Below are 15,303 nucleotides of genomic sequence, written 5' to 3' on the forward strand. Positions count from 1 at the left end.
CTGTTCTATATCGTGGTTATACAGTTCATGCTTTCGCATGAATAGTTACCTCGTCGTGCTCGCCCAAGGCCGTGATAAGGAAATTGCTAGGATTGCCTTTCGTATCCAACTCATAATCTTGCAAATCAATTAACTCTTCTGCCTCTTGAGTTTGATAGGCAAAAAAGTATAGAGGCATAGCGTTTATATCTTCTAGCTGCGCATCAAATAAAATCTTCTGGACAAAAACCCCATCGGCTCGTGCAACTCTAAAGTCAGTAAAGTAACCCTCGAAAAAAGGCACTGATGGCTCTGTTTGATAAAGCACCAACGGTTCGTCCTCAAAGTAGCCTTCCGCTGCATCAGAAATATCTGCTGCATATACTGTCTTATAACGCAAAGCAAAGGTTGGTCTGATTTCTAGAGTATACCATTCCTCCACAGTATCAGATGCTGGTACCTTAGCAGGCAGAATAACGTCTCGCACCCAAAGACAAACCAAAACAAGTAACGCAATAGGAAGCAGCACTAAGCCAATCGCCACTACGAGAGTAACTACAAGTGCATCTTCAACTGTGCTGCTGTTATTAGATGAAGTAAGTTTTCTCGTGATTGATACGCCTTCCATATGAAGCGGCTGTACAAGGCTAAAGGCAAAGACAAACTATCACAAAGCGTCGGTGTGGCGCTCGGCCCATATTTGCTCCCGGTATTGTTTAGGTGTGCAGCCTTCGAACCGCTTAAAGAACTTGGTGAAGTTAGACGGGTCGTAGGTGAGGTTGGCGGCAATGTCGGCAATGGAGCGGTTGGTGTCGCGCAGCAGTTGCCGGGACACGTCCATGATGCGGGCCTCAAAATAGTAGCACGGCGAGTGGCCGGTAGTAAGCTTAACGGTGTTGCTGAGGTGCGTGGGATGAATGTGTAGTTGGTCGGCTAGGTCGCGGATTTCCAGCATTTCGGTGGCCCGCCCTGCCACCACGTCGGCGAGGTGCTGATCGACAACGCGCAGAAAGTCGGCGGTTATTTCGTGCTGGCGGGCTAGGAGTTTCTTAGGAATGGTTGTGGTGAGCATAGCGGGCGAATGAAGCTGGAAAAACCAAGTAACGAAGGCCAGGATAGCGAGCAGCAAGGTAACAGGAAGTTGCAATAGTTTGATTTGTGTAACTTCGCTTTATGCACAAGCCCGTCAGCCTCGAAGACTTCTACCAAAGTAAGATTCACTGGATGCCCGAAAACCTCAAGCAGGATATCGGGCACTTCAACGTATTCCGGCTCGATGACTTTGTTGGTCCAAAAGCCTGCCACCTGCCCTACAGCCGCAAAGACTTCTACAAAATCACGCTGGTCACGGGCCGCAGCAACTACCACTTCGCCGACAAGACCGTGGAAGTGCGGGGCAACGCGCTGCTGTTTGCCAACCCCATGGTGCCCTACGATTGGGAGCCGCTCGACGACCAGCAAACTGGGTTCTTCTGCATCTTCACCGAGGCGTTTCTGCAACGCCACTCACACGCTGGAGTGCTGGAATTACCGATGTTCAAGCCCGGTGGCCAACCCCTCTACTCGCTGAACGATGAGCAGCTATCAGCTTGCAAGCAGTTGTTCGAGAAGATGTTCGCTGAAATAGATTCCAGCTACGCCTTCAAGTACGACCTGCTGCGCAACTACGTGTTTGAGCTGGTCCACAGCGCCCTGAAGCTCCAACCAGCTACCACGCTGTACCAGGACAGCAACGCGGCCACCCGCATTGCCTCCTTGTTTACTGAATTGCTGGAACGCCAATTCCCCATTGAAACGCCTGGCCAACAAGTACAGCTGCGCAACGCCAACGCCTTTGCCGGACAGTTGGCCGTGCACGTAAACCACCTGAACCGGGCGCTGAAAGAAGTAACTGGCAAGACCACCTCCCAACTCATTGCCGACCGCCTAGTGCAAGAAGCCCACGCCTTGCTGAAGCACACCGCCTGGAACGTGTCGGAAATCAGCTACTCTTTGGGATTCGAAGAACCAGCTCATTTCAGCAACTTTTTCAAGAAACGCGCGGGAGTCACGCCCACTGCCATGCGGGTTGTTTGATTTTCGCAAGCATTGGTTTGAACTGGGTAAGCCCTTCGGCTAGTAGCGGCTCTAGCTTTGTACTGTACAAACAGAACAAGCAATGAGCACTCCCAAAACATGGTTTGTCACGGGCGCGTCGCAAGGCCTGGGCCTCGCGCTGGTAAAGCAACTGCTACACACCGGCCACCGCGTAGCCGCCACCTCGCGCCGGCTCGAAAGCCTGACGCAGGCCGTAGGCGAGGCGGCGGTCAACTTCCTTCCCCTTGAAACCGACCTTACCAACGAGGCCAGCGTGCAGCAAGCCGTGGCTCGTACGCTGGCTACATTTGGCCGGTTGGATGTGGCAGTCAATAACGCTGGCTACGGTATTGGCGGCAGCATCGAGGAACTGACTGATGCCGAGGTGCGGCAGTCGTTTGATGTGAATGTGTTTGGTGGGCTGAACGTAATTCGGCAGGTGCTACCGCATATGCGCGCCGCCCAGGCCGGGCACATCATCACTATTTCATCGATTGCGGGCATAGCGCCAGCTACGGGCTGGGCTATTTACGCGGCCACCAAGTTTGCGGTGGAAGGCTTTTCCGACGCGCTAGCGCAGGATGTAGCGCCGTTCGGCATCAAGGTTACGGCGGTAGCGCCCGGAGCATTTCGCACCAACTTTCTTACGCCCGAGTCGTTGGTGTTTGCCCAGCAGCCGCTAGCGGTTTACCAGGCCGTGCGCGCCTCGCACGAGCGGTACCTGGCCATGAACGGCACCCAGGCTGGCGACCCGGAGAAAGCGGCAGCGGCTATCATGCAACTAGCTGCCGCGCCCAACCCACCGGTGCATTTGCTGCTTGGCCAAGACGCTTACCAGCGTGCTACCCACAAACTGGACACCTCCCGCCAGGAAATCGAGACCTGGAAACAACTGACTTTTTCAACCGGCTTCGAGCAGTAGCAGCAGCTAAAAGCGGCCTGGGTGCTGAGCTTTCATGTTACGATTTCACTTTTGGCTGCAATAAAACGAAGCCACGTGCGTCTGCCCTTGTAGCTGCTCCACACTTTAACCGCTTTTCTTATGCTCTATCAATTCGCAAGCCTCGCCCTGAGTGATTCACTGTCTTATCAAGAAAAATATCAACAACATGAAAACCAAGAATATATGGTTCGTGACCGGCGCCTCGAAGGGGTTGGGTCTGACACTAGTTCACCATCTGCTGGCCCACGGCTATTCGGTAGCAGCCACCTCCCGCAACCTGGAGGAGTTGAAACAAGCCGTGCCGCCTAGCCATGGGCAGTTCCTGCCGCTGTACATGGACCTCGGCAACGAGGAAAGCGTGCAGCAGGCCATTGCCACCACCATCAGCACCCTCGGAGGGCTCGATGTGATAGTCAACAACGCCGGCTACGGCCAGCTTGGCGCCCTAGAAGAACTCTCCAACCAGGAAGCGCGCATGAACTTCGACGTGAATGTGTTCGGCATGCTCAACGTCATCCGGTATGCTACGCCGCATCTGCGGCAGCAGGGTTCGGGCCACGTGTTCAACATTGCCTCTGTTGGGGGCTTTATGGGCAACTTCCCCGGTTGGGGCATCTATTGCGCCACCAAGTTCGCGGTGGCGGGCCTCACCGAGTCTTATGCTGCTGAAGTACAAGAATTTGGCGTCCGAGCTACTGTAGTGTATCCTGGTTACTTCCGCACCGATTTCCTGACTTCCGGCTCGTTGGGCACGCCCCAGCATCCTCTCCCCGAGTATCAAGCGGTGCGCGACTCCCAAGCAGCACACGAGCAACAAATCAACGGCAACCAGCCCGGCGACCCTGAGAAGGCAGCCGCGCTTCTACTCGAAGTAAGTGAAGCAGACACTGCACCCGTTCACTTGTTCTTGGGGGCAGATGCCTATCAGATGGCCGAACAAAAAATAGCCACTGTGCAGCAACAGATGGAGCAATGGCAGCAGCAGGCTACCTCCACCAATTTCACCCAGGCATAGCCATTGCTTGCTTAGAAGCATATAAAAGCCCGCCACTCTCAGTGGCGGGCTTTTTCGTGTACTAGCAGTTGCTAGTGAGGCAATTTCAACTGAAGCCCCCTTATGCTAGAAGGGGTTCATGAGCAGGAAGAGCAGGTTGTGGTAGACGATACCCTGCTCGCCGTCGTGGATGCCATCTAGGCCCGCATCTTCCATCAGGGCCTCCACTTCTTCATAGTCTTGCAGGAACTCCATTTCTGTTTCGTCGGAGTTGGGTAGCTGCGTGTAGGACAGGTAGCGCCGTTTCCTTTCCAGCGTGATATACAGCTTCTGGTGTTTGGTTTGGGCCACCAGTAGCGCGTCGCAGGACTCCATATCGTCTCCGTCAGGAGTCTGGATATAGATAGTCGTTTTCTCGGTTTCGGGCGTGTACTGAAAGAAACTGGCGGAGTCGAGGCTCATGGCGGTAAGGCAATGGTGGCGTGCCGGACAAAGGTAGGTGGGGTTGGTGAGCAACGGGGGCTATGGCGGATTTATCTTCTTTCCTATTGCCTTATGTGGCTGCCCGACGCTACAAAGCCCGCCGCTGCATTCAGCAGCGGGCTTTATTTTACTTGCTATTCTACTTTAAGTGTCTTTAATTCAAGCACATTTCTTCTTATCTGCTATGCATCCAACTTCTACCGCACCCATCGTCCTCGACCCTAAGCTAGCCCACTCGGTGCACAGTGCAGCTCTAGACACCACTGTACACCACGTTCCCACGGCCTGCCTGAACTGCAATACCCTGGTGTCTGACCGGTTCTGCGGGCACTGTGGGCAGGATGCGCATCATACGCACCGCCTCACCCTGAAGGACATGCCCCACGACATCCTTCACTCCATCTGGCACGTGGACAAAGGCATTTTGTACACGCTGAAAACTATGGTATTCCGGCCCGGCCCCACCATCCGGGCCTACTTGGCCGGTAAGCGCGTCGACCATTTCCGGCCCTTGTCGTTACTGTTTCTGATTACGGGCGTGTACGCCTTGCTCTTTTCGGCGCTGCACATCAACATGCTGCCGCCAAGAGACCCCACCATGCCCGAGGCCTTATACCAGATGCAGGCGTCCTCCAGTGCATTTTTTATGAAGTACCTGACCTGGTGCTATCTGGCAACGGTGCCGGCCTGGGCGCTGGCGGCTCGCTTATTTTTGCGGCGCGGCGGCTACAACTACGCCGAATGCCTCATTATTGCGGCCTTCATTACGGCCATTAACAACTTTATTACCCTGCTGCTGCTGCCCGTGACGTACCTCTACAGCGGTACGCCTCAGATTCAGACGTTCAGTTTCTACGCGATGCTGCTAGTGATAGGGTACGCCTCGTGGGCGTACGGCAGTCTGCTCAACCACACCACCATCGGCTGGCTGAGCCGCCTCTGGCGTGGCTTTCTGACGTTCATGCTAGGCTACGCGATGCTCCTCATAGTAGGTATCACGCTAATGTTCACCCTGAACTGGTCCAGCATCAAGCAGTCTGTGAAGCAACAGAAGCAGCATACGCAGGAGCAGCAGACCGTCGGCAACCAAGGTCCTAAAGCCACGCCGCAATTGCGTTGAAGCTGAACTGCATTTGGCAAAAAAAGCCCGCTGCTGAAGTTCAGCAGCGGGCTTTTCAGTAAGCACTAAGCGGCAATTATTGCCCCAGCACCATAGCAAATACCAGCGGCGCTACAATGGTAGCATCCGACTCGATGATGAACTTAGGCGTGTCTTGGCCCAACTTGCCCCAGGTGATTTTCTCGTTCGGCACGGCACCGGAGTACGAACCGTAAGAAGTAGTAGAATCCGAAATCTGGCAGAAGTAGCCCCACAGCGGCACGCTGGTGCGGCCCAGGTCTTGGTGCAGCATCGGTACTACGCAGATCGGGAAGTCGCCGGCAATGCCGCCGCCAATCTGGAAGAAGCCAACTTTGCTTTCGTCGGTGGCTTGCTGGGTGTACCAGTCGGCTAGGTAAATCATGTACTCGATGCCGGTGCGCACGGTGTGCACGTTCTTAATGTCGCCACTGATAACGTGACCCGCGAAGATGTTGCCCAACGTGGAGTCTTCCCAACCGGGGCAGATGATCGGTAGGTTTTTCTCGGCGGCAGCCAGCATCCAGCTGTCCTTGGGGTCAATCTGGTAGTATTGCTCCAGCTCGCCCGATTTCAGAATCTGGTAGAAGAACTCGTGGGGGAAGTACCGCTCACCGGCTTTGTCGGCCTGCTCCCAGAACTTCAGTACCGAGTGCTCCAGGCGGCGCATGGCCTCTTCTTCCGGAATACAGGTATCGGTAACGCGGTTCATGTGGCGCTCCAACAGGGCCTGCTCGTCGGCCGCCGTTAGGTCGCGGTAGTGCGGTACTCGCTCGTAGAAGTCGTGGGCTACCAGGTTGAAGATATCCTCTTCCAGGTTGGCACCGGTGCAGCTGATGATTTGCACCTTGTCCTGCCGGATCAGCTCGGCCAACTGGATGCCCATTTCGGCGGTGCTCATGGCGCCCGCCAGCGTTATCATCATCTTACCCCCTTCGGCGAGGTGCTTGTTGTAGCCTTCGGCGGCATCAATCAAAGCAGCGGCGTTGAAGTGGCGGTAGTGGTGCTTGAGGAAGTTGGTGATTTGCATTGCGTGTATGTTCGGTATTAGTGGGTGTGCGGTGTACAATCAAATTACAACCGGGAATCGTTCAAGAATTGCGCGCTATATCGAAGATTCTGAATAACGCACAACTGCGGCTGGGTTCCTCACAAAAAAGGAATGCTTGAGCTACTTATTGGTCGAAGTGTTTTTTCACAAGAGCCGGCGGAATAGTAGCGTTCCACTGCTCGTAGTCTTCGTCCATACCATCGGCATAGAACACGAAGTCATCGGTTTTAGGTAGCTTCTCAAACGTCAAGCGCTGCATCACGCTTGTTATCATTTGATGAAACTGTTCCACTACTAGTTCCTGCTCTTCCTCTGGCCGGTCATCATCGTTAAACCATTCCTCGTACTGGCTTAATAATTCCAATGTCTGTTCCGAATGCTCTGCCTGAATATGGTCAGCGTATTGAAACCAAGTAGCCGTATCATCAACAGTTATATCCTGGCTTAGACCTTTCTGAGGTAGAACCATTCCGGCACCATCGATCTGCGAATCGAAGTACAAGCAGAACGCCAAGATAGGGCCGTCCTCGGGATGCTTGGAGCCATACGTATCCAAGAACTCCTGCGTGTCAGCCCGCAATGATTCGCCTAAGGCTTCAAAGTCAAATGCTTTTTTCTTCATACAGACCGTTTGAGTGAGCTGGATTCGCTTGGCGGCATATCTATTCGGGTAGGCTACTCAACTATACCGGCTGCTCAATCATGAGGTTGTGGTTGGTGTAGATGCAGATGTCGGCGGCAATGTGCAGGGCATCTTCTACCATCTGGCGGGCTGTGAGGTGAGGTGCGTGCTTTTTGAGGGCCAGCGCGGCGGCCTGGGCATACATAGCACCCGAGCCGATGGCGGCCACGTCGGAGTCAGGTTCGAGCACGTCGCCGGAGCCGGCTATGATGAGCAGTTCGTCGCGGTCGGCTACCACCATCATGGCTTCCAGCTTGCGCAGGTACTGGTCTTTGCGCCATTCCTTGGCCAGCTCAATAGCAGCGCGGCGCAGGTTGCCGCCGTAGCCATTGAGTTTCTCCTCGAACTTATCGAGCAGCATAAACGCATCGGCGGTGGAGCCGGCAAACCCTGTCACGACTTTGCCGTCTTGCAGCTTGCGGACCTTGCGCACGTTGCTTTTGGCTACGTGCTTGTCCATGGTGGCCTGCCCGTCGGCGCCTAGCGCTACTTCGCCGTTGTGGCGGATACCGAGTACGGTAGTGGATCTTATTCTCATTGAATTAGTGCTTGTTAGTTGTTGATGGGTGAGTGTGGATAGATGATGCCGTAAAAAGAAGCTGGCTGCCATTTCGAAAACGAACTGACAACCAGCAACCAACAATCAGCAACTAACAATCACCTCAGAAACGCGCCTGCAATTTAGCAAAGTAAAACCGGCCGTTCGAGCCCATCTGCACCGGGTCCCAGGCACCGCCGGTTTCCGTTACCTGCGGGTTGAAGAACGACGGGTAGCGGTTGAACAGGTTGGAGCTACCCACGGAGAGCTGCAAATGGTCGGTGAGAGAATAGCTCAGCGCTAAATCGGTGGTGATGCGGGAGTCATAAACCTGATCTAGGCCGTCATACCCAATTAGCTTCACATCAGCGAACCGCACAAAGCGCAGCAGTGCCCCAAAGCGGCCCAGTTGATAGTCAAACGTGAGATTAATTTTGGACGGTGGCGCCGAGGCTTTTACAAACGCCTGCTCACGCGGCCCGAAAAATTCGTCTTCGCGCCCCGTTAGGCGGCCCGAGGTCCGTACCCGGTCGATGCGCAGGCGGTTGAAGTTGGCGGCCAGCGTGGAGTTCAATCGGCCGTTGCTCAGCGCCAGCGTGTGGCTCAACACGGCATCCAAGCCCAACGACTCGGTGGAAGCTGCATTGGCAAAAAACTGCGCCTGCCCTACGTTCAACGCTTGCAAATCAGGCCCAATCACCGGGTCTTCGGACGAGAACTGGCTGGTGAGCACCACCCGGTCGTCGATCTTGATGTAGTAACCGTCCAAGGTTAAGCTTAGCGAGGAACCGATACGGCTGGTCAGGCCGATGTTGGCGCTGTTAGAGGTTTCCTGCTTGAGGCTCGGAATTCCCAGCTTCTGCGTAACGGCGCTGTTGTTGCGAGCCAGCAGCACTTCCACGGGCTGCCCCTGAATGAAGTTAGTGAACGTGGAGTTGAAGTTGACCTGAGCCAACGAAGGTGCCCGGAAGCCGGTACTGTACGTGCCGCGCAACGTCAAAAACTCGGTCAGGTTGTAGCGAGTGGCTAGTTTGTAGTTGAGCGTGCTGCCAAAGTCAGTGTAGTATTCATAGCGCAAGGCAGCGGCCACCAGCCACTGTGGCGTTATGCTCAACTCGGCATCCACGTATGCCCCCACATTGTCGCGCTCAGCTTTGATAGCATCCGTCGGCTGGTAGCCAGGAAAACCTTGCGAGCCAGCCGCCCTCCGCAACGAATCGGGTGTACCGGCCGGGTCGTAGTTGCGGTAGGAGGCTTCCTCGCCCGCAAACAGCGAGTACCATTCATGGCGCCACTCGGCCCCAGCGGCCAAATTCAGCCCTCCTAGTACGCTGGCGTAATTGCGCGTGAGGCCTAAACTCTGCACTTGCTGCTGCAATTGAAAGCCCCCTGCCTTGAATTTGGTAGGCGAGTTGGTACCCAACGAAGCATTCAGCGTATTCTCCACCCCATACTCAAAGCGGTTGGAACCGAAGTTATTGCTCAAATCCAGTTCCCAAGCGCCCAGTTGCGTGCGCAACCCCACTACGACCGAACCATCCCAGATGTCACTAGTAATGATGGGGTCATAACCGTTGGGGTAAATGGAAGGCACGTTGCGGTCATCATCAGCGAAGCGGGTCCAGGCGTAAGAGTCGCCGCGGCGCTTGTTGAGGCCGCCGAAAGCGTACACTTGCGCTTTGTCGCTGATGGGAAATTTAGCGTTCAAGTAGGCCGCCGCGTTTTTCACCTGTGGGTCGCCGTACTGGCGGCGGGCAATACCGTCTTCGGCGGGCACGTTGGCGCGCTGCGTATGCTCACGCTGGTTGTAGTCGAGAGTGGCATTTATGTAGCCGCCCTGCTCTCCTACTTTGATGCCGTAGTTGGCGTTGGCGTTGAAGTTGCCGCCGTCGAAGTTCTTGTCGTCGAAGCGGTACTTCGCATCGTAGGCGCCGTAGTTGGTGCTTACAGTTAGCTCGTTGGTGGTTTTCTTGAGCACGATGTTGATAACGCCGGCAATGGCGTCGGAGCCGTACTGAGCCGCCGCACCATCGCGCAGAATCTCGATCCGCTCGATGCTGGCGGCCGGAATGACGTTCAAGTCGGTGCCGGTGTTGCCACGGCCGCGCGAGCCGAACAGGTTCACCAGCGCCGATTGATGCTGCCGCTTGCCGTTCACGAGCACCAGCGTTTGGTCGGGGCCGAGGCCGCGCAAGGAAGCGGGGTCTACGTGGTCGGCGCCGTCGGAGCCGGTTTGGCGGTTGGAGTTGAACGAGGGAGCTACGAATTGCAGCAGCTGGTTTACATCGAGCTGCCCGGTTTTGGCCGTCACCTCCCGAATGTCAATCACATCCACCGGCGAAGGCGAATCCGTGACCGAGCGGTTTTGGCTGCGCGAACCCACAATCTGCACCTCGCTCAGGCCGGTGGAGGCTTCCGCCAGCCGGACACTGATGGCACCAGTGCCCGCACTCACCTCCTGGCTGGCAAACCCAATGGAACTGATAACCAATGTAGGCGACTGCGACCGGGCACGTAGCGTAAAGCGGCCGTCGCCACCGGTGCCCGTGCCGTTGTTGGAACCCTTTTCCACTACTGTGGCGCCCACTATAGGCCGGCCCGATGCGTCGAGAACTTGTCCTGTGAGCGTTTGCCCCTGCCCGAAGGCTGCAACGCTGCTTAAACACAAAATGCTAATGGGTACTAGCTGTTTCATAGCGTGAAATGAAAGAAGTGAAGGAAAGCCGAAAGGCCAGAGCAGGGCGGGAAAACATCTTATTTTCACAATAAAGCAATAAATAAAAAAAGCCAGCCCTTGCGGACTGGCTTTTTCAGACAGGTGTACTGTCGGCTTCTATCAGATGAGCATGCGCATTGGATCTTCGAGCAGGCTTTTCACCGTTTGCAGGAAGGCTGCGCCAGTGGCGCCATCCACTACGCGGTGGTCGCAGCTGAGTGTCACTTTCATGATGTTGCCAATGGCTAGCGCGCCATCTTTCACCACGGCCGTCTGCTTGATACCGCCCACTGCCAGGATGCAGGCATCCGGTGGGTTGATGATGGCTGTGAATTCGTCGATGCCGAACATACCTAGGTTGGAGATGGTGAAGGTGCTACCTTCCCACTCAGACGGTTGCAATTTCTTGCTCTTCGCCTTGCCAGCCAGTTCTTTCACTTCGGTAGCAATGGTCGAGAGGCCTTTGCCGTCGGCATTGCGCACTACGGGCACGAGCAGTCCTTCGTCCACGGCTACGGCTACCCCAATGTTCACCACCTTGTTCTGGCGGATTTTGTCGCCGAGCCACGAGGAGTTGATGGCGGGGTGCTGCTTGAGCGCCACGGCGCAGGCTTTAATCACCAAGTCGTTGAAGCTAAGCTTCACCGGCGACAAGGTGTTGAGCTGCGTGCGTACTTCCATAGCGCGGTCCATCACAATTTCCATCGTCAGATAGAAGTGTGGCGCCGTGAACAAGCTCTCGGACAGACGACGGGCAATAACCTTGCGCATCTGCGAAACCGGCGTCTCGGTGTAGTCGGCCGAAGACGTAGCGGGTGTTGGAGCGGCTTTCGGCGCTTCGGCCTGGGGCTGCTGCTCGGGCAGAGCCGCTTTGATGTATTCGGAGGAGGGTTGAGCGGCGGGCTGGGCAGCAGGTGCGGCGGCTGGGGCAGCAGCGGCGCTTGGCTGCGCGCTTTCCAGGTCGCGGGAAATGATGCGGCCGTTTTCGCCCGAGCCTTTGATGGTGTTCAGGTCGATGCCTTTGTCTTTGGCAATGCTCTTGGCCAACGGCGAGGCTAGCAGGCGGCCACCAGCAGGTTGCGTGGTGGTAGCGGCTTGCGGAGCAGCGGCAGCTGGGGCATTTTCGGTTGGAGTAGCGGCAGGAGCAGCATCAGCGGCTGGGGCAGCACTACCGCCGCTCTGTCCGCCAATCAGGGCCTGCACATCGGCGCCTTCCTCCCCGATGATGGCTAGAATGCCATCTACGGCTACGGCTTCGCCGTCTTTTGGACCGATATAGAGCAGGGTACCATCCTCGTAGTTTTCTAGCTCCATCGTGGCCTTATCGGTTTCCACTTCGGCCAGCACATCCCCTGACTTCACTTTGTCGCCCACTTTCTTCAGCCAGGAAGCAATGGTGCCTTCGGTCATGGTGTCGCTCATCTTCGGCATGCGCACCACGGTGGCTTTCTTGCCGTTGCCAGCTGCGGCGGCAGGCGCGGCAGCTACTGGGGCAGAAACTGGCGTAGCAGCCGGCACAGGTGCGGCAGGCGCAGCTTTCGGAGCTTCAGGTGCGGGAGCGGCTTCCGCCTTGGGTGCCTCAGCCGCTGCCGGGGCGGCACCGCCCGATCCACCAGCCAGCAAGGCCGAAAAGTCTTCGCCTTCTTTACCAACGATGGCCAGAATGCCATCCACTACCACAGATTCTCCTTCTTTCGGCCCGATATAGAGCAGGGTACCATCTTCGTAGTTTTCCAGCTCCATCGTGGCCTTATCGGTTTCGACTTCGGCCAGCACGTCGCCGGATTTTATTTTGTCGCCTACCTTCTTGAGCCAAGTGGCAATGACGCCTTCCGTCATTGTGTCGCTCATTTTGGGCATTTTTATGATCTCGGCCATCTGCTTCTGCGGTTGAAATGAGTGGGCGTCAAAATTAGCCCGAAAATCCGGCGGTGCAAACCGCTGGGCAATTAGGGTTGTTGTGTGTAGGATACCGTATCGAGAAGATCAGGGTTGTGCAGGCACAAATATCCCTGGTCTTTCGTGCTGTTGTAGCAGCACGAGCCAAGGTCATCAATGTTTTTCGGATAGCGAACTTACCTGCCTACTAGAAGTGGCTGGGCTGCTGAAGGCTTCCGCTTTCTAGATGGCAGCACCTGTTCACGTAGTGCCCTACATAAACAGGCGGCCTAGTGTTCTGGCTCGGCACCTTGTAAGCCAGAACAAGCAGCTCATTCCCAGCATGCTACCCTTACTCACACGTCTTGGCCGACGCTACTCTAGGTGCGTGACATCCAGGAAATTGCGAACAGTGAACATCGAGCCTGTGTAGTGCAGCTTGTACAGGCACAGGTTACGATGCTCGAAGGAGTCCATGCGGGTTAAGGGGTAGTTGAGCAATTGGCAGAGCAACACACGCATGGCGCGGCCGTGCATACAGATCAGCACGTTTTCCTCTTCGGGCCGGCTTTTTAACAGTTCTATAAAAGGACGCTGCCGCGCAGCTACTTCATCGGGGCTTTCGCCGCCGGTGAGGCGCGCGAAGGTTTCGCCCCGGTTCCATTGGTCGAGCACGCCTTGGTATTCGGCATCTTCTTCGGGAGTGATGCGCGTGCCCTCGCGTACGCCCCAGCTGATTTCGTTGAGGGCTGCGTGTTGCTCGTGGGGCAACCCCAGCTCTAGAAATCCGCGCACCGACTGGTGGGTACGGCGCAGCACCGACGTATACACTTTATCGAACGGTAGATGGCGGTAGGCCGCGAAGAACTGTTCAGCCTGCTGGCGGCCTTTTTCATTCAGGTCGGAATCAACACCGCTGCCTTGCACGATGTTCTGCACGTTGAAGTCGGTCTGGCCATGACGGACCAGGTATATTTTTTTGACGCTCACTTTCCGGCTAGCTTTGCTGTTTATCCCTTAAAGGTACCCGTTTTCTGGCCGTAGAGGCCTACTTGTTCGCTTTTTCGACGCTTATGGCACAGCTCCCTACCGACCCTGCTCAGATTAATGCGTGGGCAAAAAACACCCTAGGCGAACATCTCGGCATCGAGATAACGGCGGTGGGCGAGCGAACCATCACCGGCCGCATGCCCGTCGACCACCGTACCCACCAGCCGATGGGGCTGCTGCACGGCGGTGCTTCCGTGGCCTTGGCCGAAACGCTGGGCAGCATCGGGGCGACCCTGCAGGTTGACATACGCAAACAGGCTTGTGTAGGGCTGGAAATCAATGCCAACCACCTAAAAGGTGTGAAATCGGGTTACGTGGTGGGGCATGCGACGGCACTGCACGTGGGCCGCAGCACGCAGGTGTGGGAAATCCGCATCACGCACGAAGAAACCGGCGCCCTGGTGTGCATCAGCCGCATTACCATGGCCGTTATCGATCTGCCCGCGGCCAGTTCAACTCCTGCCTAATGCCACCCAACGAACTCCGGCAGCTGGCGTGGCCAGTGGCGGCGGTAGGCCCAAGCGCCATGGCCCGGCTGCGTCACTTGGCAGCGGGTGCTTTGCGTACCAGCCGGCCGCTCGCCGTGTGGCGTGAGCCCGGTGCTTCGCACCCACGCTTGCTGGTGGCGCGTACGCTGGAAGATGCGTACACGGGGCTGCCGCCCGCGCTGGATGCTGCCGCCCCAGCGGGCTTTGCATTCTTTCCCTTCCGCGACTCCGACCACAACCCGGCCCTATTTCTACCCGCCGACGTGTGCTTCGATGCGGCCCGCCCTGACACCGTGACCGTAGCGCCGGCCGCTCGCTCGCTTGTCCCGGCCCTCACGGCCTGGCTGACCACCGCACCCGTTGAGCAGTTGGCGTGGCCGTACAGCACGCAACCCGTCCCACACACCGCCACTCGGGCCGAGTACACGCACCTGGTAAGCACCGGCGTAGCCGCTATTGAGGCCAAGGCCGTAGTGAAAGTGGTATCGTCGAGAGCGGCCCGCTATCCGCTGCCGGCTGGCTTCGACCCACTGGCGGCTTTTGCGGAGCTAAGCGAAAAATATCCGCAGGCGTTTGTATCGTTGGTGAGCGTGCCGGGCGTGGGCACCTGGCTGGGCGCTACGCCCGAAGTGCTGGCCGAGGTGACCCCCGACGGCACATTCCGGACAATGGCGCTGGCTGGTACGCAACCCCGCATTCCCAGCCAGGTACCCAACACGGCTATCTGGCGGCAAAAGGAAATCGAGGAGCAAGCTTTGGTAGCACGCTACATTGTAAACTGCTTTAAACAGCTTCGGCTGCGTGAATACGATGAAACCGGACCCCGCACGGTGGCGGCCGGCGAGCTGTTGCACTTACGCACCGATTTCGAAGTGAATCTGCGCCAAGTGCCGTTCCCCAATCTGGGCACCGATATGTTGCGGTTATTACATCCTACTTCTGCGGTAGGTGGCATGCCGAAGCAGGCAGCCCTGGATTTTCTATATCAGCACGAAGGCTACGACCGAGCCTATTACAGTGGCTTTCTAGGCCCGGTGAACTTGCCGACAGCCGGCATCTCGCGCCTGTACGTAAATCTTCGCTGCCTCCAGTTGCGCCCCACCGAGGCCATCCTCTACGCTGGCACCGGCCTCACTGTGGACTCCGACCCAGACCGCGAATGGCAGGAAACAGAGCTAAAGTTGACTACCATGGGGGCCGTGCTCCACACAATGACTACGTCGAGTAACTGAATAAACCGTTGAAGGGTCTATCCAGACAGATGGCGCAACTGTTATCACGCAGCCA

At 56.5% G+C, this 15,303-nt stretch carries 15 protein-coding genes; 6 read left to right on the top strand and 9 right to left on the bottom strand.

What is annotated here, in order from left to right; translation table 11 throughout:
• Positions 1 to 25: 25 nt before the first annotated feature.
• Positions 26 to 607, bottom strand: a complete 582-nt coding sequence (locus MTX78_RS15855) for a hypothetical protein (RefSeq protein ID WP_243796195.1) — start codon at positions 605 to 607, stop codon at positions 26 to 28.
• Positions 608 to 646: 39 nt separating this feature from the next.
• Positions 647 to 1,108, bottom strand: a complete 462-nt coding sequence (locus tag MTX78_RS15860) for a helix-turn-helix transcriptional regulator (RefSeq protein ID WP_243796197.1) — start codon at positions 1,106 to 1,108, stop codon at positions 647 to 649.
• A 44-nt stretch (positions 1,109 to 1,152) separates the two neighbouring features.
• Between MTX78_RS15860 and MTX78_RS15865 the strand changes: the two genes are divergently transcribed.
• The 3 genes from MTX78_RS15865 to MTX78_RS15875 all read left to right on the top strand — a co-directional run bounded on the left by MTX78_RS15865 (position 1,153) and on the right by MTX78_RS15875 (position 4,013).
• A complete protein-coding gene (locus tag MTX78_RS15865; protein ID WP_243796199.1) occupies positions 1,153 to 2,055 on the top strand; it encodes a helix-turn-helix domain-containing protein in 903 nt (300 codons plus the stop codon).
• A gap of 82 nt (positions 2,056 to 2,137) precedes the next feature.
• A complete protein-coding gene (locus MTX78_RS15870) occupies positions 2,138 to 2,977 on the top strand; it encodes an oxidoreductase (RefSeq protein WP_243796200.1) in 840 nt (279 codons plus the stop codon).
• 187 nt (positions 2,978 to 3,164) lie between these two features.
• Positions 3,165 to 4,013, top strand: coding sequence for an SDR family oxidoreductase (locus MTX78_RS15875; RefSeq protein WP_243796202.1), 849 nt, complete (start codon positions 3,165 to 3,167; stop codon positions 4,011 to 4,013).
• A 105-nt stretch (positions 4,014 to 4,118) separates the two neighbouring features.
• On the opposite strand, the gene MTX78_RS15880 is transcribed toward MTX78_RS15875, so the two are convergent.
• On the bottom strand, positions 4,119 to 4,454 hold the full coding sequence (locus MTX78_RS15880) for a hypothetical protein (protein ID WP_243796204.1): 336 nt from the start codon (positions 4,452 to 4,454) through the stop codon (positions 4,119 to 4,121).
• 205 nt (positions 4,455 to 4,659) lie between these two features.
• Here MTX78_RS15880 and MTX78_RS15885 point away from each other — a divergent pair, with 205 nt between their 5' ends.
• Positions 4,660 to 5,595 carry a DUF3667 domain-containing protein gene (locus MTX78_RS15885; protein WP_243796209.1) on the top strand — a complete coding sequence of 312 codons (936 nt, stop codon included), beginning with the start codon at positions 4,660 to 4,662 and terminating at the stop codon, positions 5,593 to 5,595.
• A gap of 76 nt (positions 5,596 to 5,671) precedes the next feature.
• Here the strand turns inward: MTX78_RS15885 and MTX78_RS15890 are convergent, their stop codons facing one another.
• The 6 genes from MTX78_RS15890 to MTX78_RS15915 form a co-directional block, all read right to left on the bottom strand.
• Positions 5,672 to 6,643, bottom strand: coding sequence for a deoxyhypusine synthase family protein (locus MTX78_RS15890; RefSeq protein WP_243796211.1), 972 nt, complete (start codon positions 6,641 to 6,643; stop codon positions 5,672 to 5,674).
• Positions 6,644 to 6,788: 145 nt separating this feature from the next.
• Complete coding sequence (locus MTX78_RS15895; protein ID WP_243796213.1) at positions 6,789 to 7,286, bottom strand: hypothetical protein; 498 nt, start codon at positions 7,284 to 7,286, stop codon at positions 6,789 to 6,791.
• Between the two features lie 61 nt (positions 7,287 to 7,347).
• Positions 7,348 to 7,884 carry an ATP-dependent protease subunit HslV gene (gene hslV / locus MTX78_RS15900; RefSeq protein WP_022825999.1) on the bottom strand — a complete coding sequence of 179 codons (537 nt, stop codon included), beginning with the start codon at positions 7,882 to 7,884 and terminating at the stop codon, positions 7,348 to 7,350.
• 124 nt (positions 7,885 to 8,008) lie between these two features.
• A complete protein-coding gene (locus tag MTX78_RS15905) occupies positions 8,009 to 10,579 on the bottom strand; it encodes a TonB-dependent receptor (protein WP_243796221.1) in 2,571 nt (856 codons plus the stop codon).
• A 141-nt stretch (positions 10,580 to 10,720) separates the two neighbouring features.
• Positions 10,721 to 12,478, bottom strand: a complete 1,758-nt coding sequence (locus MTX78_RS15910) for a pyruvate dehydrogenase complex dihydrolipoamide acetyltransferase (RefSeq protein ID WP_243796222.1) — start codon at positions 12,476 to 12,478, stop codon at positions 10,721 to 10,723.
• 375 nt (positions 12,479 to 12,853) lie between these two features.
• Positions 12,854 to 13,468 carry a histidine phosphatase family protein gene (locus tag MTX78_RS15915; RefSeq protein ID WP_243796224.1) on the bottom strand — a complete coding sequence of 205 codons (615 nt, stop codon included), beginning with the start codon at positions 13,466 to 13,468 and terminating at the stop codon, positions 12,854 to 12,856.
• A gap of 83 nt (positions 13,469 to 13,551) precedes the next feature.
• On the opposite strand from MTX78_RS15915, the gene MTX78_RS15920 reads away from it, so the two are divergent.
• Both MTX78_RS15920 and MTX78_RS15925 read left to right on the top strand, forming a co-directional pair.
• Positions 13,552 to 13,995 (top strand): hotdog fold thioesterase, encoded by a 444-nt coding sequence (locus tag MTX78_RS15920; protein ID WP_243796230.1) that lies wholly within the window; start codon positions 13,552 to 13,554, stop codon positions 13,993 to 13,995.
• On the top strand, positions 13,995 to 15,248 hold the full coding sequence (locus MTX78_RS15925; protein ID WP_243796232.1) for a chorismate-binding protein: 1,254 nt from the start codon (positions 13,995 to 13,997) through the stop codon (positions 15,246 to 15,248). Before MTX78_RS15920 ends, MTX78_RS15925 begins: the two co-directional genes overlap by 1 nt.
• Positions 15,249 to 15,303 lie beyond the last annotated feature (55 nt).

Origin of the sequence: Hymenobacter tibetensis, assembly GCF_022827545.1 — a bacterium.
Lineage (GTDB): Bacteria > Bacteroidota > Bacteroidia > Cytophagales > Hymenobacteraceae > Hymenobacter > Hymenobacter tibetensis.

What these genes read in the sequence shown, in the direction of transcription:
- MTX78_RS15855 (WP_243796195.1), bottom strand. Translation starts at nt 607, where the DNA reads ATGGAAGGCGTATCAATCACGAGAAAACTTACTTCATCTAATAACAGC.
- MTX78_RS15865 (WP_243796199.1), top strand. Translation starts at nt 1,153, where the DNA reads ATGCACAAGCCCGTCAGCCTCGAAGACTTCTACCAAAGTAAGATTCAC.
- MTX78_RS15870 (WP_243796200.1), top strand. Translation starts at nt 2,138, where the DNA reads ATGAGCACTCCCAAAACATGGTTTGTCACGGGCGCGTCGCAAGGCCTG.
- MTX78_RS15875 (WP_243796202.1), top strand. Translation starts at nt 3,165, where the DNA reads ATGAAAACCAAGAATATATGGTTCGTGACCGGCGCCTCGAAGGGGTTG.
- MTX78_RS15880 (WP_243796204.1), bottom strand. Translation starts at nt 4,454, where the DNA reads ATGAGCCTCGACTCCGCCAGTTTCTTTCAGTACACGCCCGAAACCGAG.
- MTX78_RS15885 (WP_243796209.1), top strand. Translation starts at nt 4,660, where the DNA reads ATGCATCCAACTTCTACCGCACCCATCGTCCTCGACCCTAAGCTAGCC.
- MTX78_RS15890 (WP_243796211.1), bottom strand. Translation starts at nt 6,643, where the DNA reads ATGCAAATCACCAACTTCCTCAAGCACCACTACCGCCACTTCAACGCC.
- MTX78_RS15895 (WP_243796213.1), bottom strand. Translation starts at nt 7,286, where the DNA reads ATGAAGAAAAAAGCATTTGACTTTGAAGCCTTAGGCGAATCATTGCGG.
- hslV (WP_022825999.1), bottom strand. Translation starts at nt 7,884, where the DNA reads ATGAGAATAAGATCCACTACCGTACTCGGTATCCGCCACAACGGCGAA.
- MTX78_RS15905 (WP_243796221.1), bottom strand. Translation starts at nt 10,579, where the DNA reads ATGAAACAGCTAGTACCCATTAGCATTTTGTGTTTAAGCAGCGTTGCA.
- MTX78_RS15910 (WP_243796222.1), bottom strand. Translation starts at nt 12,478, where the DNA reads ATGGCCGAGATCATAAAAATGCCCAAAATGAGCGACACAATGACGGAA.
- MTX78_RS15920 (WP_243796230.1), top strand. Translation starts at nt 13,552, where the DNA reads ATGGCACAGCTCCCTACCGACCCTGCTCAGATTAATGCGTGGGCAAAA.
- MTX78_RS15925 (WP_243796232.1), top strand. Translation starts at nt 13,995, where the DNA reads ATGCCACCCAACGAACTCCGGCAGCTGGCGTGGCCAGTGGCGGCGGTA.